Raw genomic sequence first — 25,460 nt, 5'->3', positions numbered from 1 at the left:
TCCGCGCCCCCGACGCCCGTCATCAAACGGGAACCTCTCCACCATATTCGCAACGCAACTGTGGACACGCTTGCCAATAAGTCAACACCATGCGTAGAATGCCGCGCAATTATCTACGAATTAGCAAAGGGTGAGAAGGATGACCGATCTTAGCGGCAAAGTTGCGTTGATCACTGGCGCCGGTCAGGGCGTCGGACAGGGTATCGCTTTTGCGCTCTCGGCGGCCGGGGCCAGTATTGTTCTTGCCGGGCGAACTCTCGAAAAAGTGCAGAAAACCGCCGACGAAATCAGCCAGCGCGGCGGCAACGCGATCGCGATCGCCTGCAATGTCAAATCGGCCGACGATCTCGCCAAGGCTGTCGACACGGCAGTCAAGGAACTGGGCGGGCTCGATATTCTCGTCAACAACGCGCAGGAAGTGCCGCTTGGCAAGCTCGACGATGTGACGGACGAAGCCTTTATTGCCGGGTTCGAATCGGGCCCGCTGGCCAGCATGCGCCTGATGAAACTGGCGCGCCCGCATATGAAGGCACGCGGCGGCGGCGCGATCTTCAACTTCGCCTCCTCTGCCGGAATTCGCTGGGATATGACGGGTTACGGCGCCTATGGCGCGGTCAAGCAGGCGATCCGTTGTCTGACACGCGCCGGCGCCGCGGAATACGGGCCGGATAATATCCGCGTTCTGACGATTGCGCCGCATGCGGAATCGCCGGGCCTCAAGGGTTGGTTCGAAGCCAATCCCGAAGAAGCCGCCGCATTCTTCCGCACTATCCCGCTTGGCCGCATCGGCCGGCTCGAAGAAGACATCGGCCGTGCCATCGTGGCCTTGTGCGGCGCAGATCTCGATTACCTTACTGGCGCAACGATCCCGCTCGACGGCGGGCAGGCCAATTTCGACTGAGGAACCCGGAGCATGGAAAAGATCATCTACGCCCTGTGGGCCAATGAAGGCGAAAGCCGCGAAAGCTTCAACGCGCGCCTGCTGACCAGCCTGCCCGAAGCGCTGGAAAAGACTGGCGCCAGCCGTATTCGCGTCAACATCCGCGACGCGATCGTCGATCCCGCCGCCCCCCTGATCCAGCAATGGCAGGCCCCCCAGCAGGACGCTGTTGTGCAGCTGTGGCTGCCTTCCGCCAACGCTATGTTCCGTGGCCCCACTGATGCCGCCGTTGCCGCCCACTGCGGCCGTTTCGCCGCATGGCTGGTTGCAGAATCGGCGATCATTCCGAACGCCGATCATCCGCCCGTGGCCGGACAGCGCACATGGGGCTGGTCGCAGTGCAGCTTCATCTCGTTCCGGCAGGACATCAGCTGGAAGCAGGCGATCAACCACTGGCATAGCCATCACGCCAACGTGGCGATCTACACGCAGTCCAACTTCGAATATATCCAGAACCTGATCGTCCGTCCGCTGACGGACGATGCGCCCACCTACGACGCCTTCGTGGAAGAGTGTTTCCCGCTCGAAGCGATGACGGACACGAACGCGTTCTATGATGCGGTGGGCGACGATGCGAAATGCGCATCTCATCTCGAGGACATGATCGACAGCTGCAACGGATTCATCAATTTCACGCAGATCGACGTCGTGCCGACCAGCCAGTACGATTTCGCCGAATAATCGGACAAGATCGGCCAGACGTCATGGAATACACGCCGATAGTGCTCAACCAGCAAGATGTCGCCGCAGGGCGCATCGAGCTGGTTGAATGGCATTGGCCCGACATGATCGAATTCACCCGCAAGGAATCCGAGCTTATGCTCGAGATGTCCCTGCCCCCGCTTGCCGCGGATGCCTCGGCATGCTTCCCGGACATTGCACCGGACAAGTACTGCTTCATGGGCACGCTGTTCGTCCGTTATCCCGGGATTACGATCGGGGGCCGCTCGGAAGGCAAGCGTATCCGGGTGATCCGCTGCATCTTCGAAGAACGGACCGCGCAAAATATTCTGCGCCACAAGCCGGAACCGCCACTCGATTTCCTGCAATCGCTGCTCAATATCCGCAACGATCCGCTGCGTACGCTGATGCGGTTGAGCCATCGCGAACTGATCAATCCCGTCGATCGGTCTCCGGAAGCGATCGAGGCGCTGATGAACGTGATTGTCGTGGAAATGGAGCGCCTGTTCGAACGGCAGCGCGACAGCCAGTCCAGCGGCCGCCTCGCAGCCTGGCAATATCGGCGCATCCGCGATCGGCTTAGTAGTGGCGAAAGTCAGCCAACCGTGGCCGATCTCGCCCAGCTTTGCGGGATCAGCAGCCGCCACCTGCACCGCCAGTTCCTCGCGCTTACCGGCAAGACAATCTCGAAATATATCGAGAACTTCTGGATCGAACAGGCGAAGGAAGAACTGATGAACCAGACATCATCGATCCGGCAGATTGCCGAAAATTGCGGCTTTTCGCACCCGAACAGCTTCTCCCGCGCGTTCCGCCGGGTAAGCGGGCTTTCCCCCCAGAAATTTCGCCAGCGGGCCAGCACCGGCCTGGGCGACTTTTCATAACGTGATCGCCCTGATCCCATGATCGGGCGGCCACCCCACAGCGCAATGACAAGGATACGACATGGCTGATAGAAAAGTGGCGCTGGTGACCGGCGCCAGCCGCGGCGCCGGGGCGGGCATCGCCCGTGGGTTCGGTGAATTGGGCTACACGGTCTATGTGACCGGACGCACTGTCGCGCCGGGCGATGCGAAAGGCTGGGACGGCTCCGTCCTGCCCGGCACAGTCGCTGAAACCGCGGCTAAAATTACCGAACTGGGCGGGCATGGCATTCCCGTTTTGTGCGATCATGCCGACGATGCGCAAGTCGCCAAAGTGTTCGAACAGATCATGGACGAACAGGGTAGGCTCGACGTTCTGGTCAACAACGCCACCTATATCCATCATCAGCTGATCACCAAAATGCCGTTCTGGGAAAAGGAACTGGATGCGCAGAAGATTCTCGATGTGGGCCTGCGTTCCGCCTACGTCGCCAGCTGGCATGCCGCACGGATCATGGTGCCACAGGGCAGCGGCCTGATCGGCATGGTCTCTTCATTTGGCGCGACGTGTTACATGCATGGTCCGGCTTACGGCGCGCAGAAGGCGGGACTGGACAAGCTGGCGCACGATATGTGGCACGACCTGCGCGGCACCGGCGTTGCCGCAGTGTCGATCTGGCTTGGCCCGCAATTGACCGAACGGGCGAAAATTTCCGCCGAGGTCGAGCCCGAACAGTACAAAGACCTGATCGCGATGGCGGAAAATCCGGAATTCACCGCGCATATTCTGGATGCGATCGACAAGGCCCCCAACCGTGAGGACCTGTCGGGGCAGACGCTGGTCGGCGCGGAAATTGCCAAGGAACTGGGTATCACCGATCGCGGGATGGAGCGCCCCTCACATCGCGCCATGCTGGGCAACCCCCGCGACAGGAACGAAGCCGCGATCTACTGATCCGACCCCCCTCAACGAAGGATAAAACAATGGCTATTCGCGTCGTTTACGACATGATCGCGCAAGATGGGCAAGGCCAGGCCTTCGCCGCCGCGTTGGCAGATCTCGCCAGCACGATCCGCGCGCTTCCGGGCAGCGATGGGGTGGATATCCTGCGCAAGCAGGATAATGCGGACCAGTTTCTCTTCATAGAGAACTGGCCATCGGATCAGGCTTATGCCGACGCATCGCAACTGGTGCCCAAGACGGCGTTCGCGCCGCTGAAGCCGTTGCTTGGCGGGCCTCCGGCGCGATCGGTTTACGAAACGCTCTAAGTGCTGGCGCGGGCGAACAGCGCCCGCGTCGCATCGACGATGATCCGCCCCCGTTCCAGCGGAGACAGGCCTTCCGGCGCCCGAAACGGGGCTTCCGCCGCGATGCGGGCCTGTGCAGGCAAAAGCGGCAACAGCGCCTCCAGCGCGAATTCCCCTTGCCCCGGTGGCAATCGCCCAGCCACTGCCTCTGTGGCAAGATCGGCTGGCGGTTCCCGCGTGCCATCGCACAGCTGCACATGAAACACCCGTTCCGGCGGAAGGGCAGCCACATCGGCCCAGCTTCCGCCCGTGCGCATCACGTGCAATGTATCCACGGTAATCCCGACATCATCCCCACTGCTTTGCGCCAGTGCGAGTGCATCGGCGGGCGTGCGGACCGTAGACAGCGAAAAACCCTCGATCGTCATCCGTGTCCCGGCCGCACGCGCGATCTGCGCAAGCCGCGCCATCGCGTCACGCAGACGCGCGGGCTGATCATCGAACGCCAGCGCATTGATATCCGCCCCCAGTTCCGCGGCGAGTGCCGCCGTCCGCTCCAGACCGGCCCAATCGGGCGCCGCATCGATCATGAACGGCTCGATGATCCCAAGGCCCAGCCCGGTATCCTTCAGGGCGGCAACAACTTCGCGCCGGGCGGCACTGTCCTGCACCAGATCGCGATAGGGCCCCAGCGGCAAGGGCGTGACAAACAGGCTGACGGCCTCACAATCGAGGCGCGCCGCGACAGCGATGAGGTCGAGCGCGGAAATGTCGCATAACGACAAGTGATCAAGGCATATTCCGGTCATCCGCGATGCATCGGATGCCGGCATTCGCCCGTCAAGTGTTCATCCCGGTGCGGCGCAGTGCGGCAGAATTCCCATCCCAGTGCACGAATACCCTACCCGCGCTGCCATCACGGTAATTCCTTGCCGCGCCAAATGCACCGATCACCGCGCGCTTTGAGAATGGATCATGTGGTGATACGTTGAGGATCATTACAAGATACGAATGCGGCTGCGCAATTTGGTCGAATCTGCGCGGCGCGTTATTTTCTGTGCCAGCGGCATGAAGCGCGAAATGCGCTCTGCCCGATTCCTTCCTCGGGAGAGCTTGAATGAATGACTTGCTGATTAAGAACGGTACCGTTGTTGACGGAACCGGCGCCCCCGCGTTCCGTGCGGACGTTCGTGTGCGCGACGGCGTGATCACCGAAGTCGGTGAAAACCTTGCTGCCGGTGGCGAACGCGTTTTTGATGCCGATGGCTGCTACGTGACGCCCGGCTTCATCGAAAGCCACACCCACTATGACGCCAGCATGTGGTGGCAGCCCGATCTCGATCCGCTGCCCAGCTATGGCGCGACGACGATGATCCTCGGCAACTGCGGCTTCACCATGGCCCCGCTGCACCCGAGCCAGCAGGCCCGCGAAGAAGTGATGGGCATTTTCTCCTTCTTCGAAGATATCCCGCTTGCCCCGTTCAAGGAATTCGTCAGCTGGGACTGGAACACCTGGTCGGAATACCGCCAGTCGTTTGAAAAGCGCCTGCAGGTTCCGCTGAACTACGCCAGCTTCGTCGGCCACATCCCGCTGCGTCTCGCAGCCATGGGCATGGACGCCTGGGATCGCGCGGCGACCCCGGAAGAAATCGCGAAGATGGCCGAATTGCTGGACGATGCTCTGGCCGCTGGCGCGCTGGGCCTGTCGGACAACCTGCACGATCACGATGGCGACAACCGCCCCGTACCGACCCTGCTGGCGGACGATGCCGAATTCACGGCCCTGTTCGATGTCATGGATCGTTATCCGCACACCTGCTATCAGGTGATTGTCGACACATTCATGCGCAAGACTGGCCCTGACAGCCTCAAGCGTCTGGAAAACCTGCTGAAAGGCCGAAAAATTCGCGTGCAGATCGCAGGCGCCATCCCCACGCTCGAATTCCAGAAGGACATCCTTCCCGCGATGCAGGCCAGCACGCAGTCCATGCGCGATGCCGGCATCGACGTGTGGCCAGGCTATGCCCACGTTTCGCCGACGAACGTTCTGGGTATCGTCAAGTCGCTGATCTACGCACAGTCGAACGACTATGTCTGGCACGAAGTCGTGCTGGCCGAAGATCATGACGAGAAGCGCCGCCTGCTGGCCGATCCCGAATGGCGTGCCCGCGCACGCAACAGCTGGGATAACGAGGCATGGCCGCACTCGCCGCTGCAGAACCCCCAGGATCTCTACCTGATCGACAGCGAAAACGGCACCGGTCCGATCAACATCACGCTGAAGGACTATGCCGACAGCCGTGGCCTGCACCGCAGCGACGCGATGGCGGAATGGCTTCTGGCCAACGGCACCTTCTCGACCGTGCACATGGCGCCGTTCCCCAAGGACGAAGGCCTGACCATCGGCCTGATGAAAGACCCGCAGTCGGTCGGCAATATTTCCGATGCCGGTGCGCACTTGCAGATGCTGTGCGGTGGCGGCGAAAACGCCCTGCTCCTCACGCAGTATGTGCGCGAAGAGAAGAAACTTGCGCTGGAAGAAGCCATTCACGTGATGACCGGCAAGCTGGCTGAGCACTTCTTCCTGAATGATCGCGGCGTGATCAAACCGGGTAAGCGCGCCGATATCTGCGTGTTCAATCTCGATGAAATCGAACGTCGCGACATGATCAAGGCATGGGACATGCCCGATGGCAAGGGTGGCACCAGCTGGCGCTTCACCCGTGAAGCCATGCCTGCACGCCTTACTCTGGTGAACGGCGTGCCGACCTACGAAAACGGTGCCTACACCGGTAACAAGCCGGGCAAGTTCCTTTCTCCCGCCAACGAAAACGCCGCACTCGCGGCCGCAGCGGAGTAATCCATCATGGCTACTGAAGCACAAGTCGGCGCTGGCGAGCGCGAATATTTCAACGGCGCCATCCGCAAGGTCGAAACCGACAGTTCGATCCTCGTCAGCTCGTCGAAATATCTCAACAGCCCCGAACTGCGGGCACTGATCGCGCAGGAAATGCTCCGTCGCAACGGCGCTGACCTGCCGAACACGGCCTATATCCCCGAAGTGGTGCAAATTCTCCAGAATCTGGAAGACATGCCCCGCATCATGCAGCTGTTCGAAGAGGAAAAGGCCCGCCTGCCGGATTTCAAGGCATGGCTTGAAGGCCGCAATCTGGCGAACTTCACCATCGAACAGGTGAAAGATTGCAAGCCTGGTACGCTGGGCGCTCTGTTGCACAAGTTCATGGTCGAAAGCGGTTATGAACTCGATATCTTCTATCGCGAAGTGCAGGTGGTGAACGATTTCACCTTCTATCTGCGCCAGACCGCACTGACTCATGATATCGAGCACATGATCACCGGTTTTGGTCCGAACCATGGCGGTGAAGTGGCCCTGCTCAATGCGAACCTGCATGCGCGTTCGCTGTACTTCCATCCGGAACTGGCGGCGTTTTTCAATCGCGTTCAGACCTACCTAAAGGCGAAGACGATCATGAAGGACGGGTTGCATTACCCCGAAGCCATGGTTCTCAACCTTGAAGCGGAATATCGCGGTGCGGTTCAGGGGCGTAACTGGAAGGTGCCCCTGATGGTGGTCGACTGGCGCAAATACGTCGACTGGCAGGTCGAAGACATCCGCAAGGAACTGAATATCACCCCGGTCATCGATGATGGCATCTGGGACGATACCAATAAGCTGGTGGACGAAGGTCACCCGGAATATCTCGAAGCGGCTGAATAACTGCGAACAGAACCGCATAAACGCGGCTTAACTGGGGGCGGATCGCAAGATCCGCCCCTTCTTGCTTGTGCGGCGAATGCCTGTGCGCACCCTGTCGACAGTCTCTGTGCATTGCTGTCCTGGACGAAGATTGGGGATATTGCATTTTTATTGCTGGTGCCGATTATAAACTGCCCATAATCTGCCGAATATCGACCGGGCTTTGTAAGCCGCCCGGAAATTCCATCCCGTCACGCGGAGGGGCATGACACAAAGTTTCAACTTCGACGCGACTGACCGGTCGATCGTGGAATTGTTGCGCCAGAACGGGCGCGCCACGAACCAGCAGATCGCGGAAACACTCGGGCTGACGGCCACCACCGTTTCATCCCGGATCAAGCGCATGGAAGACGCGAACCAGTTACGCGTCGTCGCGGTTTCCGACTTTGCCGCGCACGGTTTCAATTTCCTGATGGAAGTCGCCATCGAGGTCGATGGCCGCCCAGCCTCCGAAGTGGGGGAAGAACTGGCAGGTTTTCCGGAAGTCTTCGCCGTTCATCTCGTCACCGGGCGCTATGATATCGACATGCTGGTCGCCCTGAAGGATTTTGACGATCTGTCGCATCTCCTGCTCGACAAATTCTCCAAGATCAGCGGCATCCGTTCGATGACGCCGGCCATCGTGGTCGACATCATCAAGTATCAGTTCGACATCGCGCCGATCGAAGGCTGATCGCATGGCAAGCACCCATCTCGACGAGCTCGACCGGCAGTTGATCGAATTGCTCGGCCATGACGCCCGCGTTTCCAATCGCAAGATCGCTGCCGAACTGGGCGTGACCGAAGGGACCGTCCGGGGCCGGATCAAGCGTTTGCAACAGGAAAAGCTGATTACCTTCACCGCGATTACCGGCCTCGAAATGGCGGCAAAATCGCGACTGGCCTTCATCAGCGTGCATGCTGACGTCAACAATGTGCGCGCGATTGCGAAGCAGATTTCCGAACTGCCGCCAATCAATGGCGTCATGATCACGATGGGGCAGTTCAATATTCTCGCGATCTGCCTGTTCGAAGATCTCGAAATCCTCGTCGATGTGGCGTCTGACCAGATTCTGGCATTGCCCGGCGTCCATCACGTGGAAACCTCGATTGCGGTGAAGACGTTCAAATACAACACGCGCGTCGCCCGGATTACCGGGAATGGCACGGCGACCGGTCCGGCCACGTAACCCCCGAAATATCGGGATCGCCGTATTATGGCGGTGTCGCCACCGCCGCTCCCCCGCGAACCAGTCGGCATGCCTTGCATTGCCAACCGCCCGCACTAGTCTGGCGGGCGCATGCGGTTGATCCCGCTCCATCTCTCAGGAATATGTATGGAAGATCTGATTTTTACGCCCGTTACGTTCGGCGCCCTGCAGCTTGCCAATCGCGTGGTCATGTCGCCGATGACGCGCAGCCGGGCCGGTGCAGGCGACGCGCCAACGGCCATGATGGTCGAATATTATCGCCAGCGCGCAGCCGCGGGCCTTATCGTTACCGAAGGTGTTTTTCCCTGCCCTGAAGGCAAAGGCTACTGGCGCACCCCGGGCATCCATTCGCAGCAGCAGATCGATGGCTGGGCCAAAGTGGCAGAGGCGGTGCATGGCGAAGGCGGGCTGGTGTCCATGCAACTGATGCACTGCGGGCGCGCGGTGGCCATCGCCAATCGCGGGTACGATGCCGATGTGGTTGCGCCATCGGCCCTGCCCTGCCCCGATCTCCTGCCCGGACCCGATGGTGTACCCATCCCCACAGCCACCCCGCGCGCGTTAGGCGCGGAGGAACTGCCGACGGTTGCAGAACAATACGCGCAAGCCGCGCGTAATGCCCGCGCAGCCGGGATCGATGCCGTGGAACTCCACTGTTCCAGCGGCTATCTGATCAACACGTTCCTCAATCCCGCCAGCAATCATCGTGACGATGAATTTGGCGGATCACCGGAAAATCGGGCGCGTTTCCCGATCATGGTGGTCCAGGCGATGGCCGATGCGATCGGGGCAGACCGGGTCGGCGTGCGGATTTCGCCCGGCAATCCCTATAACGGCATGGACCCATCCGATCCCGCACCGGTGTTCGCCGCGCTGCTGGATGGCATCGACCCGTTACGGCCCGCATACCTTCACATTTCGAATATGCGCCTGCCCGATCTCGACACGCTGGCATTCGCGCGGCAGCATTGGTCTGGGCCGATTGCCGTCAACAACACACTGACACTGTCGGAAGCGCGCGAACTGCTGGCCAATGGGGGGGCGGATGCTGTCTCCTTCGGCCGTGACTTCATCGCCAACCCCGATCTTGTCGCCCGCTTCCGCGCGAATGCGCCGCTGGCCGAAGGGCGCAGGGAAAATTACTACACCGGCGAGGAACGCGGCTATATCGATTACCCGTCCTACACCGCCGCCTGATCGCCCGGTAACAGAAAGGCGGGGCCTGCCAGAGCAGACCCCGCCATCGACAAAACACCTTGTGGAAGCTGAAGGAAGGAAAGTTCCGTCAGGTGCCGCGCCGATCTGCAAGGATGCGGAATGCTGCCCCCTGCCACGCACTCCGCATCCTTCGGGGGGCCGGAATAGCTGCGCGCACTGCGCCCACGCCATTCCGGCATCTGGTCACGCCGCTTGTGCCGCATCCCTCCTGCGATCCATCGAGACGTGCACCCCATTGACCCGCTTCTGAAATTCAGGGGCCCGTTCACGCGGATTGTAGAACTGCTTGTACCAGATGCGTTCCTTGTGAAACGGGCCGTCGTCCGGCACCTGCAGGATGCTGATCGCCGGTTCCTTGTACTTCCACAGTTCGAAATCCTGCGCGAATGCGGCCAGCCCTGCCTCATGATAGGCGCGGGCAATCGCGGCTTCTTCCCGCGTGGGTTCATGATCGTCCGCCGTACGGGCCATAACGGCAAACCACACCCGCACTTCCCCGTCTTCTACCGGGGTATTGCAGATCATCATGATCGAGGGATGCTTGCCCTCCATCCGTGAAAGCAGGATGCCCGGACCGGTATACCAGGTGTCGGTTTCCAGCAGCCCGTTTCCGTCGACCAGCGTACGATGCCCCGAACCGAACCGTTGGCGCATGATGTGCCCTTCGAATTCGTTTTCGAAATAGGCGTGGCCCAGACTGCCGTGAACCGGCGTAAAGTGCGCGAAATCCGTCATGTTATCGAGGATTTCCTGCGGATGGATCGGCAAGGTGCCGAGATGATCCACGGTCCAGCGCACCCAGCCCTGCTCCGTCTGGTCGTATTCCGCGAAATCGGGCAGGTCGAAATCCGGTGCGCCCCCTTCCATGTCGTGCCACATCCAGATGCAGCCCGCGCGTTCCACCACCTTGTGCGATTTGATGCATGCGGCCTTGGGAATGCCGTGGGTGGAATAGGGGATGTCATCGCACTGCCCTTCGGGCGTGAAGCGCCAGCCATGCGCCGGGCAACGGATGGAATCCCCTTCGATCCTGGTATCGTCGCGCACGACATAGGACGTCGTGTTGCGCGCAATATTGACTTTCATGTGCGGACAGTAGGCATCCAGCAGCACCACACGCCCGCTCTTGCCGCGATAGAGCGCCATTTCCTTCCCGAAATAGCGAACCGGTTGCGGTTCCTGCGTCACGTCATCGGCAATCGCGATCATAAACCAGCCGCGGGGATAGGTCAGTTCGCCCAGGCCATATTCGGCAGTCGTAGCCATGATATCTCTCCTTCTCAGCCCGTGTCAGATGAAACTGTCAGTATTCGGCGCGCCCAGCATCACACCGCCGACATTGCGGCCGACCGTGTTGGGATTGTTCGCCACGTGGGTGCGGCCCGCGTGAATGTCGCAGAAAGCGCGCGCGATGGGATTGCCGCGATAGACGGCATCGGCCCCGCTGAGTGCGAAGATCCGGCTGATCAACGCACAACACCGGCCCGATATCTGCGCCGACTGGAAGCGGAAGCGCAGGCGCGTTTCGAGATCGGCGGATTCGCCTTTGCGCGCAGCCTCGTTCAGCACGGCAAAGTTGCGGAACAGGATGGTCTTCATCTCGTCGATCGCCGATTGGGTTTCCGCGATCAACATCTGCACGTCGGGATCGCCCGATGCGCTGGCGAAACTGTTGTTGCTCATCCGGCGAGCGCCGCTTTCAAGGAACAGGTCCAGCGCACCCTGCAGTGCCCCGATGGACGAGGACGAGACCGCCCGCACGAACACCTGGCCGAACGGCAGCTTGAACAGCGGTGCCGGATTGCTTTTCGCGCCGGGATTGGTGGAAGCGAAACCGTCCTTGGAACGATGCGTGCGATAAGCCGGGACATAGGCATCTTCGACTGTCACGTCGTGGCTGCCCGTACCGCCCAGACCGATCGTATCCCAGATATGCAGGACCTTGAAATCCTTCCGGGGGACGAGGAACGTCCAGAAATCGGGCTTGCCCGTTTCCGGGTCGGGCACCAGCCCGCCAAGGAATGCCCATTCGCAATGATCCACCCCGCTGGAGAAGCCCCAGCGCCCGCTGATGCGATAGCCGCCCTCGACCGGGGTCACTTCCGCGCGGGGCATGTAGGACGAGGAGATCAGCGTCGTGGGATCGCTGCCCCAGACGTCTTCCTGCGCCTGCGGATCGAACAACGCGAGCTGCCAGTTATGCACGGCAACCACGCCCAGCACCCAGGCCGACGACATGCAGCCTTCGGCCACTTTCATCTGCACTTCGTAGAAGGCCTCAGGGTCCATTTCATAACCCCCGTAGCGTTTCGGCTGGAGGATCTTGAAAAATCCTGCGTCCTGAAAATCGGCAATCGTCGCGTCGGGAACCTTGTTGCCCGCTTCACAAGCGTTGGCCCGTTCACGCAGAACCGGGATCATCGCGGCGGCACGTGCCACCAGATCGGCGGCCATCGGTGCTTCGATCTTTTGTGCGAGAGTCATCGTTTGTCTCCTTCCTCAGGCCGCGTCGGCCATCTGTTGCTGTTCGTCGGCACCGAAACCGACACTGAAATCGTGGCCCCACAGGCTGACGGACGTACTTTCGAAGGCGGTGTGGCGATCCCAGTCGATCGTGCGGCCGCCAAAGCCGTATTCGAGCGCAAACCCGCCCGGGGTCGCCATGTAGAAGCTGGTCATGTGGTCATTGGTATGCTTGCCCAGAGTGGCCATCAGGCGCGTGCCGCTGGCGCGCATCCGATCGTAGGCCCGGCCAACCTCGTCGAGCGTTTCCACCTCGACCATCAGATGCACACAGCCCGATGGAACCTCGCCTTCGAAAAGGGCCAGCGAATGATGACGACCGTTGCCGCAGTGCATGAAATCGATGCGCTGCTCCGGGCCATCCGCGCCCATCGGGCGGTGCACCATGAAGTCCGCCAGACCGAACCCGAGGACATCGGTCATGAAGGCACGCGTCTGGTCGAAATTCGGCGCCGGCAGGACCATGTGCCCGTAACCCAGACCATCCGTGACAAATCGCGAGACACCCGCTGGCGAAATGAACCGGTCGAAATCCGAACGATAGCCGTAGGCCAGTTCATGGCGATTGCCCGACGGGTCCAGAAACCAGACCATGTCGAGGACATGGCGCAGGGCACACTCTTCGTCGGTGCCATTGTGGAATGTGACGCCGTGACTGCGTAATGCGTCCTGCGCGGCGGCAAATTCCGCCGCCGTGCGGATTTCCCAGCCACTGGCGAAATACCGGTCCTGCGTATCGTTGATAACGAACAGGCGCCCGGCACGCTCATCCATGCGCAGGGCAATCCCACCCGGCATCTGGTGCGCCGAAAACCCGGCGACGTCTTCAGCGAAACGAACCCACTGTGCGGGGGACGTCGAACCGATGACGCTGTAGGCCAGAGCTGCAATGTCCATGATGGGCTCCTTTCCCGATGTTGTGGGAGCCATCATGAAGCGTTGTGCGATTCGAAAAATTGACCTGCATCAAAGTTCAAATTCAGCGCGCAGATTTTTGACGCATTTTTGCGATAAAAATCTATTATAGAGCCATAATGCGTACAACTACAATTGCATCTCTACGCATTCATGAGAAATATTCGCTGATCAAAGCGCGGCGGCAAATCCGTGCAATGCGATCGCCGCGGCATGATGCGCCGCCTCTTCGATCTCGGCCCGGTCCATCGGCTTGCCCGCCGCGATGATACGGTTGCCTTTCAGGGACAACACCAGCATCTGCCGGGCATACCATGCGTGATCATGAAGCTGGATGAGATCGGCCGCAGCCAGACTATCCAACCACTCTGTCAACGCATGAAGCCAGGGCGCACGAATGATCGCATAGACGTCCCGCGCGAGTTCGGGATCGCGCCGCATTTCCGCGATGACGGTGCGATGCAAGGCAATCGACCGGGCATTGCCAAGCGCCTGCAGGCTTGCGTCCAGAAATGCCGTCAATGCAGCCTGTGCAGGCTGCCCGGCGGGCAGCAACGGTGGCGAAACATGGGCCGCTGACCGTGCAAGATCGCGCATGGTCGCTGAAAACAGGCCCGCCTTGTTCCCGAAATGGCGGTAGAGCGTGCCACGGCCCACAGCCGCCTCGGCACCGATCACGTCAAGGCTTGCCCCCTGATATCCGTTTTCCAGAAAATGGTGCGCGGCCACATCCAGAAGGTTGCGAATATGCGCGGCCGGGGCATCCCCCCCCGAGGACGGTACGTGGACAGGCATGACCTGCGCCGATCCACAATCCCTGAAATGCAGGATACCCTGCCCGAACATGCCCGCGACCCTGTGGGCAATCACCTCGCGTCGCGCAGGGTCCGGCTTGACGAACCCCATCAACAAGGACGGGCTTTCCGAGGACAGCGAACCGAAATCGACCGCAAAATCGAGCGGCACCGACGTACCGATCCCCTGCGCGTCAGCAATAGCCTGCAACAGATTGCGCAGGGGTTCGAGCCGTGCCGACTGCAAGTTCTGCAGCTCTTCCGTGAAGTCCGGCATGATCCGCGCAATGCTGATCGCCACCCAGGCCGCATTCAATAGTCCGCCATCGACCGCCGAATCCAGAATGGCCAGCGCATGGCTGACCAAAGCTTTGTCCGGCGCATCCTGCGCGCGGGACAGAGCCGTTGCCCGGGCGCTGAACTCAACCCCCATTTCCTCGATAGCGGCGCGAAACAGCGCCTTCTTGTCAGGATAATAGCGGTAGATCGTTTCCTTGCTCACCCCCGATGCGCGCGCGATCGAATCGATGCTGACGGCATCGAAGCCAGCCGCCACGAATTCGGCACGCGCCACTTTGAGCAAATGCCGCACACGCGCCGACAGCGGTTGCGCCTGTGCTTCTGGCGAAATGGCTTCCTGTGAAACGACAGTCCCCTCCATCACACGCGCTATAACAGCATAGTCAGCGAATGCATCCCGCTAACACCCCTGCCCCGCATCCCTGCCGGGCCCCCATTCGACGCCGCCCCCAGCAGGGCCGTGCGCACAACCTTGACACATATCGAACGGTTGGATACCGTTCGATCAAGCAACATACCGGGAGAATCAAGGCATGACTACGGCGTGGACCGAACGCGCACTCGAACCGTTCGGCATGGAAATCGACGTAGCACTGGAATTTCCCCTGCCCGATGGTTTTGCCCCGCGGCTGATCGAACTGTTCAACCGGCACAAACTGATCGTCTTCCGCAATCAGAAGCTCGATGAAGCAACACAGGCCGAAGTACTGGGCCTGTTTGGCACAGTGCTCGGCGCACATGGCGAATATCGCGAAATTTCCAGCGATGGGGCCCTGGGTGCGGGTCCGCTCACCTGGCACAGCGATCTTGCGTTCACCGAAGAACCGTTCAAGATCATCTCGCTCCACGCGCTGGCGGTAAATGACGGGCAAAGCTGGACGGCTTTCGCCAACGGGGTAGAAGCCGCTCGTGCGCTGCCCCCCGCACTCGGCAATCGGCTGGAACAACGCGAAGCGATTACCACGATTGCCCCGGTCCAGTCCCATCGCATGGTCGGATACGACACACCCACCGATCTGCCCCATCAGGTGCGCCCGCTGCTGATCCCCCATCCCCGCACCGGCGAACCCGTGCTCTATATCAGCGATATGCAGACCTCGCGCATTGTCGATCTGCCGCAGACGGAGAGCGATGCCCTGCTCGCGCAGGCGTTCGCCGAACTCTATGCGCCGGAACGCGTCTATCGCCATGACTGGAACAACGGCGACTTTATCATTTGGGACAATATCGCCCTGCAACACGCCCGTTGCGACCTTAACGGGATGACCCCACGCAAGCTTCAGCGTATTGTTGTTGCCGACAAGAGTTTCTTCGATCTCCTGCCCCAGTTCAAGGTAGGCGATGCGAACATTGACGCCTGGAGTTCGGGCGACAAGGCATTGACGATCAACTGATTTCCTATAATTTTCCGTCCAAGGAGCTACCGCATGTCAGATGACATTCCCTATCTCTTCCGCGGCGTCATGCCGGTCGAAACCCCCAGCAGCGTGCTTGTCTCGTCCTCCAAGTATCTGAACAATCCGCGCCTGCGCGAATGGCTTGCCATGATCCTGCTGCGCCGGAATGGTTCTGACCTGCCCCCGCCCGCCGAGATGTATGAATTCATGGGTATTCTCGATCAACTGCGCGACTTTGATCAGATCGAGGAGATGATCACCGCCGAACGCAAGGTTAATCCGGAATTCGACGCCTGGTTCAACGAAGGCTTCCATTCGACTTACGCGATCGCCGATTTCAAACAATACGATCCCGGATCGCTGGGCGGAATTTTCTATACCTGGATCACCGAAGGCAATTACGAGATCCAGATCACGCCCTGGCAGGAACCCAAAACCCAGCTGGAATTCTTTAACCTGCGCGCCGGGCAGACGCATGATTTCGAACATATCCTCACCGGCGGCGGGTTCAACTTCATGGGCGAACTAGTGCCTTACTGGTATCGCCTGACCAATACGTTCAAGTTCATCCAGAACCCCGATCTCGCGGCGGAACTGTGCATGATGTATATCTTCGGTTCGCTGCGTTACACCGTACGCACCCTGCTGCATTACCCGCAAGTCTGGATGACGGCGGTCAAATGCATCGAACAGGGGATCAAGGTCGGCAAGGCGAGCGACGCCCTGTTCATGAAGACGCTTGAAACAGCCTTCCACCTGCCATTGGAAGAGGCTCGCGCCGCGCTGGGCGTGCGCGAGGCGGTGTTCCTCGACACCCATGCGGAAGGGATGTTCTGGGCATCCGATGGCAAAGAAGAACTTCTGCGGGAGGCAGCCGAATAATGGCACAGTGCGATACTTTGATCCGCGGCGGCACCATCGTTGATGGCAGCGGCAAGACCCCCTTCGTCGGCGATGTCGCGATCACAGGCGATACGATCGTCTGGGTAGGCGGCACATGGCAGGGCGATGCCCGCGATGTGATCGACGCCACCGGCTTCACCGTGACTCCCGGTTTCGTGGATATTCATACCCATTACGATGGGCAGGCCGCGTGGTCGGAAGAACTCTCACCCTCGTCGTCGCATGGCGTCACCACCGTCGTGACCGGTAATTGCGGGGTCGGCTTCGCCCCTTGCCGCGCGGAAGATCAGGATATGCTGATCCGCGTCATGGAAGGGGTGGAAGACATTCCCGGCGTGGTCATGGCGGAAGGGCTGGACTGGTCGTGGGAAACCTTCCCCGAATATCTCGACGCCCTGGCGGCGCGTCCACGCGATATCGATGTGGCGGCACTTCTGCCGCACAGCCCGCTGCGCGTTTACGCAATGGGTGAACGCGGGGCCAATCGCGAACCGGCAACGCCTGACGATATGGACCGCATGTACGATCTCGCGCGCGAGGCGCTGGATGCAGGTGCCATCGGCTTTGCCACATCGCGCCTGCTGATCCACCGCACCAAGGCAGGGGAAAATATTCCCAGCTTTGCGGCGGATGATGCAGAACTGAAGGCGATTGCCTCGGCCATGCGCGACACCGGAAAAGGCGTTCTGCAAATGGTGCTCGATTCCCCGTTCCAGAGCTGGAAGGACGAACTGGGCCATCTGATTGCCATTACCGAAGATTGCGGCCGCCCGGCCACTTTCACGCTTGGCACATCGAACCACGGCGAACCGGTGTTCCGCGAAGCGCTGAGCATCGTCGAAGAAGCCAATGCCCGCGGCCTCTCGATCGCGCCACAAATCCTGCCACGCCCGGTCGGTATGGTCTGCGGCTTCGACCTTTCCACGCAACCGTTCTCCCTCTGCCCCAGCTATGTCGCAATTGCCGATCTGCCGCTGGAAGAAAAGCTCGTGCACCTGCGCGATCCGGCCTTCCGGGCAACGCTGCTGGCCGAACAGCCGCAAGACGGCAATCCGCTGGCCATGATGACTCGCAACTGGGACTGGATTTTCCCGTTCAACGGCGAACCCAATTACGAACCGCCGGTGGAAACCAGCGTTGGTGCACAGGCACGGGCACAAGGCCGCAGCCCGGAAGAGGTCGCCTACGATCTGCTGATGAACGGCGGCGATGGACGCGGCATGCTCTACAACGCGCTGGGCAACTACTATCAGGGCAAGTTCGACGCGCTCTATGAAATGATCAACCACCCCGACACGGTCATGGGTCTGGGCGATGGCGGCGCGCACTATGCCGCGATTTGCGACGCCAGCTATCCGACGTTCCTGCTGACATACTGGGTACGTGACCGTAATGGTCCGCGCCTGACCCTGCCGCAGGCGATCGAGGCGCTGACCGCCCGCCCCGCCCGGACAGTGGGCCTTGAGGATCGCGGACTTATTGCCCCCGGTTACAAGGCGGATGTCAATGTAATCGATACCGATGCCATGCGCCTGCACCTACCTGTGATCCGGCGCGATCTGCCGACGGGTGGGCGGCGGCTCGATCAGGAAGCCACCGGGTATATCGCCACGCTCTGTTCCGGCACGGTGATCCGCCGGAATGACAAGGCAACCGGTGCCCGCCCGGGACGCGTGGTACGCGGCAACCAGTCGGCCCCGCAGGTAAACCCGGCGCTGGAACCGGCCTGACACCCTTTCCCCTGCGGATGGCGCAATGCCTTCCGCAGGGGCCTGTGCCCGCCCTCTGGCAACCAAGCCTGCCTAAGCGGCGACCGGCGCCGCGCCAAAGGCAACATATTTCGGGCTGCCATCCTCGCCGATGACTTCTGTCACCATCGACGTGACATAACTGAGCGTTTCCGCGATGTACCACCGCCCGTCGCGCTTGTGATAGACATCCTCGTATTCCACGCCCAGCCGCGTGACCGAACGATTGGCCAGCAGGATCGTGCGGAAGTTCAGCGACCATTTCCCCGTGGCCCTATCCGTCCCGGTCAGGGTAATTTCACCGTTGGTGGCATGGTGGATGTCATAGACCCCGCCCTGACAGGCCATTTCCTGATAGACTTTGAGAAAATCGTCCCGATCGGTGAAGACCGGAAAATTCTGATAGGCGATGCGGATCGGGCCGGGCAGGAACGTTTCGCGCAATTCGTCGACCTGTTTCAAATCGCAGCAACGCAGGTATCGCGCCTTCAACTGTCGGATGGCATCGATGTCTTCGAGCGCTGTGAGACGCGCGGCGAGATCTTCCAGGGTAACAGGCATCGTACTCTCCCTTTTGCCAGCGGATCATGGTCCGCAACGGCTTGCGATTCAGGTTCGTGCAGACCATGACACAAACGGAAGGCGACACCATCGGTGATCGCGGCACAGCGCGCCATATCCGCGCAAGGGAAGCAGGACACGCCATGAGCCAATACAACACGATCCGTTACGAAACCGATGATGGTCTGCTGCGCCTCACGCTGAACCGCCCGGACAACCTCAATGCCTTTACCGTGGAAATGGCTGACGAACTCGAACATGCCTATCGCCGGGCAAGTTCGGACGACGCCGTAAAAGCGATTGTGGTGACCGGCGAAGGCAAGGCTTTCTGCGCGGGAATGGACCTGTCGGTGGGTGGCAACGTGTTCGGGCTGGATGAGAGCCTCTCTCCGACGCTGGCTGACATGCAGGAACGGCCGGTGCGCGATGCCATCGAACGCGGCGTGCGCGATACCGGCGGGCGCGTTGCACTGGCCATGTTCGATTGCCTCAAACCGATCGTCGGCGCGATCAACGGGGCTGCGGTCGGGATCGGCGCCACCATGACGCTGCCCATGGATTTCCGTCTGGCTTCGGACAAAGCCCGGATCGGGTTCGTTTTCGGCAAGCTCGCCATTACCCCCGAGGCGTGTTCGACATGGTTTCTGCCGAGAATCGTGGGGATGCAGCAGGCACTCGAATGGTTCTATCGCGCCGATATCTTCGATGCGGCCGAAGCGCTGGACAAGGGGCTGGTGCAATCGGTTCATGCGCCCGAAGACCTTGTGGATGCGGCCTGTGATTTCGCCCGATCCCTCGTTCGGGATCGTTCCCCCGTCAGTATCGCACTGATCCGCCAGATGGTTCTGCAAAATGCCGCGCAGCCGCACCCCCGCGCCGCGCACGACATTGAATCGCTTGCCATGTTTCACGCCAGCATTGGCGACGGGAAGGAAGGCGTGCAGGCATTTCTGGAGAAACGCGCGCCGAATTTTTCCGGCCAGGCCTCGGCCATGCCACCATTCTATCCCTGGCAGGAGGGCTGATTACCCGGCCGCAATCTGTGCCCGCAGGCGGGCGCCGTCAAACAGCTTTCTGACGGCGCTGGTCTGCCACCATGCTCCACACGGCCATGAACAGCGCGGCAATCATGGGCCCGACAATGAAACCGTTAAGGCCAAATATGCCAAGGCCAGACAAGGTTGCGATCAACACCACAAAATCGGGCATGCGGGTTTCCTTGCCCACAAGGATGGGACGCAACAGATTATCGACCATCCCGATCACAAGCAGGCCGAATCCGATCAGGATGAGGCCCTCGGAAACCGATCCGGTAACCAGAAGATAAATCGCAACGGGAACCCACACCGCCCCGGTGCCAACCGCCGGCACCAGCGAGAAGAAACCCATCATCAGGCCCCACAGCAGTGCGCCTTCGATCCCCAGAATCCAGAAAACAAGTCCGCCGAGGCACCCCTGCACCACTGCCACCACAACGGTGCCTTTCATGGTGGCGCGGACCACAACCACGAAATGGCGCAGCAGCGCATCCCGTTCAGCGGACCGCAGCGGGATCGCCGGAAGAATTCTTCTGCCGAGGCTTTCGCCATCGCGCAGCAGGAAATAGGTGAGGTAGAGCATCACCCCCAGCGAAGCGAGGAACTTGAGCGCCCCCTGCCCCAGATTGAGCGCGCGCGAGGCAATGGCCTGCAAGCCACTGGCCACCCCGCCTCCGAACAGATCCTTGAGTTCATTGAGATCGTTCATACTCGCCGATCTGGCGATCCGGTTTGCCCAATCCGGCAAGGACGCGACGAAACGCTGTATCATACCGGGGAAATCGACCTGACCAGACTGTATCTGATTGTAGACCGAGACCGCTTCCTGAACCAGCGCGAACCCCAGCAGCAGAGCGGGTATGATGACCAGAGCAACGATCAGGAGAAGCGTCAGCGTGGTCGAGAGGTTTTTCCGCCCCCCCAGCACGACCGCCAATCTGCGATTGACAGGATCGAACAGAATGGCCGCCACGACAGCCCACAGGATAGCGCCAAAGTAGGGTGCGATAAGCCAAGCAAACGCGAGCGTAACCAGGACAACGAGTGTGAGAAATCCTGCATCCTCAAACTGGAACTTGCGCGGCTCGTCATCTTGCATGCGGATTACATCGCATCAAAACAGAAAAACGCCAATACCAAAGACATCGCTTCCGCCTGCCCGCAGCGCCGTTCAGCCACGCCCCCGGTAATTCGCAACCCCCTGATCTGGAACCCATAATCCTTCCGGTGCGACACCCGATTGCCAGAAAACATCGATTGGAATACCGCCACGTGGGTACCAGTATCCACCGATCCGGAACCAGCGCGGACGCATCTCGGCAAACAGGCGCTGCCCAATTCCTACGGTCACGTCTTCATGGAATCCATTGTGGTTCCGGAAGCTGCCGAGAAACAGCTTGAGCGATTTTGATTCGACGATCGTGTCACCCGGCGCGTAATCGATCACCAGATGCGCAAAATCCGGCGCACCCGTCACCGGACAGAGCGAGGTGAATTCAGGCGCGGAAAACCGGATCGTATAGAGCGCATCCGGGCGGGGATTCGGCACATAGTCCAGCACGGCTTCCTCCGGCGAGGAAGGAAGTGTACTCTGTTGACCGAGATGGCGGGTTTCGGGGCGCGTTTCATCGTTTGTCATGCCCCGCTGATGCCGCGATCTGACGGGATGCACAAGGTGGCGAATTGACGCGCAGGGTTCATCCGCTATTCAGCGCGCCCTGCGCTTGAGCGCTTACAGGTGGCAAGTGATGGTTTCGAAGGTAACAAAGGCAACGATAGCGGCAGTGGCCATTGCGGCCGCTCTGCCGGTGTATGCCCAGACCACAGACGGCGGCGCCGGGCTGGAAGGATTCAGGCTTCCGCCGTCTGCTCCCGACATTCAGGGACCAACGACGCCTGACAATCCCATTGTCCAGCAGCGCACAGCCCCGCGTGCACAGCCGACGCCCCCAAGCGCACCAAAGCTGGACGTTCCCCCTCCGAAACCGGCCGCGCCCGCAACCACGGCAAAACCGACAGCCCCCCGCACCGCACCAGCATCGCCTGTCGCGCCTGCAGCCACACAGTCGAAACCGGCAACCGCACCGACGGCGCGCAACACTGCGACACCCGCCGCAGCCCCTGCCGTTTCCAGCGAAACCGCGCCCACACCGCCTGCGGAAACCGCCGCCACACCCGCAACGCCGCCGGCAACGCCACCCACACCGAGCCCGGCCGCCAGCGAAACGCCGCCAGCCGTGCCAGCCACGGTTCCGGCAACGCCTGTCATCGAATCCGGCGACACGGGAACAGCGGCATGGTGGCGCTACGCCCTCATGGCGCTGCTCCTGATTCCCATGGCGATCGGCGGATACCTGTTCTGGCGCCACAATCAGGGCAGCAGACGCACTCTTGCCGTAGAAGAGATCGAGCGGCCGCAACCCCGGCCCATCCCCGCGCCTGCATCAGCCGCCGCGCCAGAACCCTCTCCTCCGGCCAGGATACGTGGTCCGGCCCCCGCACCCGAACCAGTGGCCGTCGCACCTGTCCCGCAAAGCGAGGACGCCGCTCCGGCAAGCACGCCGCTCGGCCCGCTACGCTATGCTCTGGAAACGACCAGCCTCAGCGTTTCGCTGGTCAATGCGACCCTGTCCTACCAGTTGACCCTAACCAACACCTCACAACAAATGCTGCGCGATCTTGCCATTCACGGCGATCTGATTTCCGCGCACGCGTCGATCTCGCCAGAGGAACAGTTTGCCGGGCCGCTGGGCACGCAACCGCCGCAACACCGCATTCAGGCGCTGCTCCCCGGGCAGAGCACATTCCTCAACGGCCAGTTGCGCCTGCCGATCAGTGCGATCCGCCCCTTGCGCCGGGATAGCGCCGTCCTGTTCGTGCCGCTCGCCCGCTTGCGGATCGAGGCCGTGGGGCTGGACAGCGCACTGGTCGAAACATGCGTTGTGGGCCAGAAGCCCGCTGGCCCCGGTGCAGGCCTGCGCCCGTTCCGGCTGGATACCGGCCCGCGTGTCTATGCGGAAATCGGCCAGCATACGCTCGACCAGCCGACTTCGCAGGCGGCCTGAACCCGAACCCTCTCGACCTCACGTCACCGCGCGGCTAGGTCTGGCCGTGTGAAGAAAGACGATGCACTTCGGGAATCGGGTGTCGGAACCCGCCTTGTCGCCGCCGGACGCCGGCCTGAATGGACAGGGACGGCCGACCAGCCAGGCAGCGTGGTCAATCCCGCCGTGTGGCGCGCCAGCACCCATCTTTACGACAGTGTCGCCGCACTGAAAGAGGGCGGAAAAACCAATGCCGATGGCCGGTTTTACTATGGCCGCCGGGGCGCCCCCACCCAATGGGCGCTGTCCGAAGCCCTGACCGAACTGGAACCCGGCGCGGCAGGAACCCTGCTCTATCCCAGCGGGGTTGCCGCCATCGCGGGCGCGTTGCTGGCGCTGGTCAAGCCGGGCGACCATGTGCTGATGGCTGACAATGTCTATGAACCGAGCCGCAATATCGGCCAAGGGCTGCTCGCAAACTTTGGCGTGACGACCGAATTTTTCGATCCGCTCGATCGCGATGGTTTCGCCGCGCGCTTCACCCCGAATACACGCGCTGTCTTGCTGGAGGCCCCCGGCAGCCTCACGATGGAAGTGCCCGACATCCCGGCTTTTGCGGCGATTACCCGCGAAAAGGGCGCGGTGAGCCTGATCGACAACACCTGGGCCAGCCCCTTGGGTTTCCCTGCGCTGGAACGTGGCTGCGATATCGCGATCATGTCGCTGACCAAGCACGTTGGCGGTCATTCGGACCTGATGATGGGCAGCGTGGCTGCGGGCGATGCGCTTTACCGCCGCCTGCGCCGAACCCATCAGCAATTGGGACAGGTCGTTTCACCCGACGATGCGGCGCTTGCCCTGCGGGGATTGCGCACATTGCAGGTCCGGCTGGCACGCGGTGCGGCCAGTGCTCTGGAAATCGCGGGATGGCTGGCCACCCGCCCCGAAGTGTCGCAAGTGCTCTGCCCCATGCTGCCCGGCGCACCGGGATATGAAACATGGGCGCGGACTTTCACCGGGGGCTGCGGCCTGTTCAGCTTCCTGTTCAGAAACGCCGACGAGGCAGCGCAGAACCGCTTCGTCGATGCGTTGGAACTGTTCGGCATCGGTTACAGTTGGGGCGGGTTTGAAAGTCTGGTCGTACCGCTCAACCCCGCCGGATGCCGCAGCGCGACAAGCTGGCCGCCGGAGGGCGCCAATCCCGCCGACTGTTTCGGCGTCCGGTTGGCGATCGGCCTTGAAGACCCGGCCGACCTGATCGCCGATCTCGAACGGGCCTTCGCCCGGATGAGGGGCTGATGGGTACGGTCGCGGGCGCGGAGGGAATCAAGCAGGCCGTTTCTTCGGAGAATATGCCTCTCGCCCGATTTGTCGAAACGCTCGACAGCTACGCCATCGATGTCGGCAAGGCGCATATTTCCGCGTGGGATGCGCTGGTGGTGATCTTCGTCATCATCAGTGTCGTGATCTTCGCGAAACTGATCAGCAAACTGTCGCACTTCGTGCTGACCCGCATCACCCGACTCGATCCGACGCAGAAACTGCTGGCCGACAAGCTGGCCAGCATCGCGGTATGGGCCATCGCTGTCCTTATCGGCATCGACTTTCTCGGGATCGATCTGACCGCGCTGGCGGTGTTTTCAGGGGCATTCGGCCTGGCCATCGGCTTTGGCCTGCAAAAAACGTTCGGTAACCTGATCGCCGGGATTATTCTGCTGATGGACCGGTCCATCAAACCGGGCGATGTGATAGCCGTCAGCGATATGAGCGGGCGGGAAAGTTTCGGCCAGATCCGCAAGATCGGTATCCGCGCGATTTCCGTGACCACGCGCGACATGAAGGAATACCTGATCCCGAACGAGAACCTGATGGTCAATCAGGTGGAAAACTGGTCGTACAGCACGCGCAATGTCCGCGTGAAAGTGCCTGTTCCCGTGGCGTTCGGCACGGATATCGAACTGGCCGAACGCCTGATGATGCAGGCCACAGTGGCCGCCCCGCGCGTTCTGGAAAACCCCGACCCCAAGGTACTGCTCGTCGCGCTGGGCGAAAATGCGATCAATTTTGAAATTCGCTTCTGGATCATGGACCCGGAAGAAGGAATTGGCGGCGTGCGTTCCGATGTGCTCAAAAACGTGTGGCGCCTGTTTCAGGAACACGACATCCGCATCCCCTATCCGCAGCGCGATGTGCACCTGACACTGCGCGAACAGGCCCGGGATTCGGGTTTTCTGGCCGACATCGCCGATCCCGATCGCACGGGCCGATAATCCGGGCGGCCTGTCCCGGATAAAGATCAGCTAGGCACAGGCAAAACCAT

The 25,460-nt window shown here is 61.0% G+C and carries 26 protein-coding genes; 17 read left to right on the top strand and 9 right to left on the bottom strand.

Annotated elements, in window-relative coordinates:
- Nucleotides 1-139: 139 nt before the first annotated feature.
- The 5 genes from EGO55_RS13500 to EGO55_RS13480 all read left to right on the top strand — a co-directional run bounded on the left by EGO55_RS13500 (nucleotide 140) and on the right by EGO55_RS13480 (nucleotide 3,753).
- Nucleotides 140-901, top strand: coding sequence for an SDR family NAD(P)-dependent oxidoreductase (locus EGO55_RS13500; RefSeq protein ID WP_021690433.1), 762 nt, complete (start codon nucleotides 140-142; stop codon nucleotides 899-901).
- A gap of 12 nt (nucleotides 902-913) precedes the next feature.
- Entirely contained in the window at nucleotides 914-1,621 is a 708-nt protein-coding gene (locus EGO55_RS13495) for an EthD domain-containing protein (protein ID WP_021690432.1), read from the top strand.
- A 23-nt stretch (nucleotides 1,622-1,644) separates the two neighbouring features.
- Nucleotides 1,645-2,505 (top strand): helix-turn-helix transcriptional regulator, encoded by an 861-nt coding sequence (locus EGO55_RS13490; RefSeq protein WP_021690431.1) that lies wholly within the window; start codon nucleotides 1,645-1,647, stop codon nucleotides 2,503-2,505.
- A gap of 61 nt (nucleotides 2,506-2,566) precedes the next feature.
- The gene (locus EGO55_RS13485; RefSeq protein WP_021690430.1) at nucleotides 2,567-3,439 is read left to right on the top strand and encodes an SDR family NAD(P)-dependent oxidoreductase; all 873 of its coding nucleotides are present in this window, start codon (nucleotides 2,567-2,569) and stop codon (nucleotides 3,437-3,439) included.
- A 29-nt stretch (nucleotides 3,440-3,468) separates the two neighbouring features.
- Nucleotides 3,469-3,753, top strand: coding sequence for a putative quinol monooxygenase (locus tag EGO55_RS13480; protein ID WP_021690429.1), 285 nt, complete (start codon nucleotides 3,469-3,471; stop codon nucleotides 3,751-3,753).
- Here the strand turns inward: EGO55_RS13480 and EGO55_RS13475 are convergent.
- A complete protein-coding gene (locus EGO55_RS13475; RefSeq protein WP_021690428.1) occupies nucleotides 3,750-4,565 on the bottom strand; it encodes a sugar phosphate isomerase/epimerase family protein in 816 nt (271 codons plus the stop codon). The two genes, EGO55_RS13480 and EGO55_RS13475, sit on opposite strands and share 4 nt — an antisense overlap.
- Nucleotides 4,566-4,849: 284 nt before the next feature.
- Between EGO55_RS13475 and EGO55_RS13470 the strand changes: the two genes are divergently transcribed.
- From EGO55_RS13470 to EGO55_RS13450, 5 genes are all read left to right on the top strand, one after another.
- A complete protein-coding gene (locus EGO55_RS13470; protein ID WP_021690427.1) occupies nucleotides 4,850-6,592 on the top strand; it encodes an N-acyl-D-amino-acid deacylase family protein in 1,743 nt (580 codons plus the stop codon).
- Nucleotides 6,593-6,598: 6 nt separating this feature from the next.
- Nucleotides 6,599-7,471 (top strand): Coq4 family protein, encoded by an 873-nt coding sequence (locus EGO55_RS13465; RefSeq protein ID WP_021690426.1) that lies wholly within the window; start codon nucleotides 6,599-6,601, stop codon nucleotides 7,469-7,471.
- Between the two features lie 244 nt (nucleotides 7,472-7,715).
- Nucleotides 7,716-8,183 (top strand): Lrp/AsnC family transcriptional regulator, encoded by a 468-nt coding sequence (locus tag EGO55_RS13460; RefSeq protein WP_021690425.1) that lies wholly within the window; start codon nucleotides 7,716-7,718, stop codon nucleotides 8,181-8,183.
- A gap of 4 nt (nucleotides 8,184-8,187) precedes the next feature.
- Complete coding sequence (locus EGO55_RS13455) at nucleotides 8,188-8,679, top strand: Lrp/AsnC family transcriptional regulator (protein ID WP_021690424.1); 492 nt, start codon at nucleotides 8,188-8,190, stop codon at nucleotides 8,677-8,679.
- A 147-nt stretch (nucleotides 8,680-8,826) separates the two neighbouring features.
- Entirely contained in the window at nucleotides 8,827-9,897 is a 1,071-nt protein-coding gene (locus tag EGO55_RS13450; protein WP_021690423.1) for an alkene reductase, read from the top strand.
- A gap of 204 nt (nucleotides 9,898-10,101) precedes the next feature.
- Here EGO55_RS13450 and EGO55_RS13445 read toward each other — a convergent pair whose 3' ends face one another.
- From EGO55_RS13445 to EGO55_RS13430, 4 genes are all read right to left on the bottom strand, one after another.
- The gene (locus EGO55_RS13445; RefSeq protein ID WP_021690422.1) at nucleotides 10,102-11,184 is read right to left on the bottom strand and encodes a 3-ketosteroid-9-alpha-monooxygenase, oxygenase component; all 1,083 of its coding nucleotides are present in this window, start codon (nucleotides 11,182-11,184) and stop codon (nucleotides 10,102-10,104) included.
- A gap of 24 nt (nucleotides 11,185-11,208) precedes the next feature.
- Nucleotides 11,209-12,402: a flavin-dependent monooxygenase gene (locus EGO55_RS13440; RefSeq protein WP_021690421.1), complete on the bottom strand. Its 1,194-nt coding sequence runs from the start codon at nucleotides 12,400-12,402 to the stop codon at nucleotides 11,209-11,211.
- A gap of 15 nt (nucleotides 12,403-12,417) precedes the next feature.
- A complete protein-coding gene (locus tag EGO55_RS13435; RefSeq protein WP_021690420.1) occupies nucleotides 12,418-13,338 on the bottom strand; it encodes a VOC family protein in 921 nt (306 codons plus the stop codon).
- A gap of 189 nt (nucleotides 13,339-13,527) precedes the next feature.
- Entirely contained in the window at nucleotides 13,528-14,811 is a 1,284-nt protein-coding gene (locus EGO55_RS13430) for a TetR/AcrR family transcriptional regulator (RefSeq protein WP_021690419.1), read from the bottom strand.
- 172 nt (nucleotides 14,812-14,983) lie between these two features.
- Here EGO55_RS13430 and EGO55_RS13425 point away from each other — a divergent pair, with 172 nt between their 5' ends.
- The 3 genes from EGO55_RS13425 to EGO55_RS13415 are packed head-to-tail and all read left to right on the top strand — an operon-like array spanning nucleotide 14,984 to nucleotide 18,480.
- On the top strand, nucleotides 14,984-15,844 hold the full coding sequence (locus EGO55_RS13425; RefSeq protein ID WP_021690418.1) for a TauD/TfdA dioxygenase family protein: 861 nt from the start codon (nucleotides 14,984-14,986) through the stop codon (nucleotides 15,842-15,844).
- Nucleotides 15,845-15,877: 33 nt separating this feature from the next.
- On the top strand, nucleotides 15,878-16,729 hold the full coding sequence (locus tag EGO55_RS13420; protein ID WP_021690417.1) for a Coq4 family protein: 852 nt from the start codon (nucleotides 15,878-15,880) through the stop codon (nucleotides 16,727-16,729).
- The gene (locus EGO55_RS13415) at nucleotides 16,729-18,480 is read left to right on the top strand and encodes an N-acyl-D-amino-acid deacylase family protein (RefSeq protein ID WP_021690416.1); all 1,752 of its coding nucleotides are present in this window, start codon (nucleotides 16,729-16,731) and stop codon (nucleotides 18,478-18,480) included. Before EGO55_RS13420 ends, EGO55_RS13415 begins: the two co-directional genes overlap by 1 nt.
- Nucleotides 18,481-18,552: 72 nt before the next feature.
- Here the strand turns inward: EGO55_RS13415 and EGO55_RS13410 are convergent, their stop codons facing one another.
- The gene (locus EGO55_RS13410; protein WP_021690415.1) at nucleotides 18,553-19,059 is read right to left on the bottom strand and encodes a nuclear transport factor 2 family protein; all 507 of its coding nucleotides are present in this window, start codon (nucleotides 19,057-19,059) and stop codon (nucleotides 18,553-18,555) included.
- Nucleotides 19,060-19,202: 143 nt separating this feature from the next.
- Here EGO55_RS13410 and EGO55_RS13405 point away from each other — a divergent pair, with 143 nt between their 5' ends.
- The gene (locus EGO55_RS13405; RefSeq protein WP_021690414.1) at nucleotides 19,203-20,084 is read left to right on the top strand and encodes a crotonase/enoyl-CoA hydratase family protein; all 882 of its coding nucleotides are present in this window, start codon (nucleotides 19,203-19,205) and stop codon (nucleotides 20,082-20,084) included.
- 37 nt (nucleotides 20,085-20,121) lie between these two features.
- On the opposite strand, the gene EGO55_RS13400 is transcribed toward EGO55_RS13405, so the two are convergent.
- The 3 genes from EGO55_RS13400 to EGO55_RS13390 form a co-directional block, all read right to left on the bottom strand.
- Entirely contained in the window at nucleotides 20,122-21,195 is a 1,074-nt protein-coding gene (locus EGO55_RS13400) for an AI-2E family transporter (protein ID WP_021690413.1), read from the bottom strand.
- Nucleotides 21,196-21,267: 72 nt separating this feature from the next.
- On the bottom strand, nucleotides 21,268-21,735 hold the full coding sequence (queF, locus tag EGO55_RS13395; RefSeq protein ID WP_040715746.1) for a preQ(1) synthase: 468 nt from the start codon (nucleotides 21,733-21,735) through the stop codon (nucleotides 21,268-21,270).
- 240 nt (nucleotides 21,736-21,975) lie between these two features.
- A complete protein-coding gene (locus tag EGO55_RS13390; RefSeq protein ID WP_021690411.1) occupies nucleotides 21,976-22,365 on the bottom strand; it encodes a hypothetical protein in 390 nt (129 codons plus the stop codon).
- A 46-nt stretch (nucleotides 22,366-22,411) separates the two neighbouring features.
- Between EGO55_RS13390 and EGO55_RS13385 the strand changes: the two genes are divergently transcribed.
- The 3 genes from EGO55_RS13385 to EGO55_RS13375 are packed head-to-tail and all read left to right on the top strand — an operon-like array spanning nucleotide 22,412 to nucleotide 25,410.
- Nucleotides 22,412-23,161 (top strand): hypothetical protein, encoded by a 750-nt coding sequence (locus tag EGO55_RS13385; RefSeq protein WP_040715740.1) that lies wholly within the window; start codon nucleotides 22,412-22,414, stop codon nucleotides 23,159-23,161.
- Between the two features lie 48 nt (nucleotides 23,162-23,209).
- Nucleotides 23,210-24,439, top strand: coding sequence for a cystathionine beta-lyase (metC, locus tag EGO55_RS13380; RefSeq protein ID WP_021690409.1), 1,230 nt, complete (start codon nucleotides 23,210-23,212; stop codon nucleotides 24,437-24,439).
- Nucleotides 24,439-25,410 carry a mechanosensitive ion channel family protein gene (locus EGO55_RS13375; protein ID WP_021690408.1) on the top strand — a complete coding sequence of 324 codons (972 nt, stop codon included), beginning with the start codon at nucleotides 24,439-24,441 and terminating at the stop codon, nucleotides 25,408-25,410. Before metC ends, EGO55_RS13375 begins: the two co-directional genes overlap by 1 nt.
- The last annotated feature ends 50 nt before the right edge of the window (nucleotides 25,411-25,460 follow it).

Origin of the sequence: Caenibius tardaugens NBRC 16725 (assembly GCF_003860345.1) — a bacterium.
GTDB lineage: Bacteria > Pseudomonadota > Alphaproteobacteria > Sphingomonadales > Sphingomonadaceae > Caenibius > Caenibius tardaugens.
This window is presented reverse-complemented; position numbering and strand designations above follow the sequence as displayed.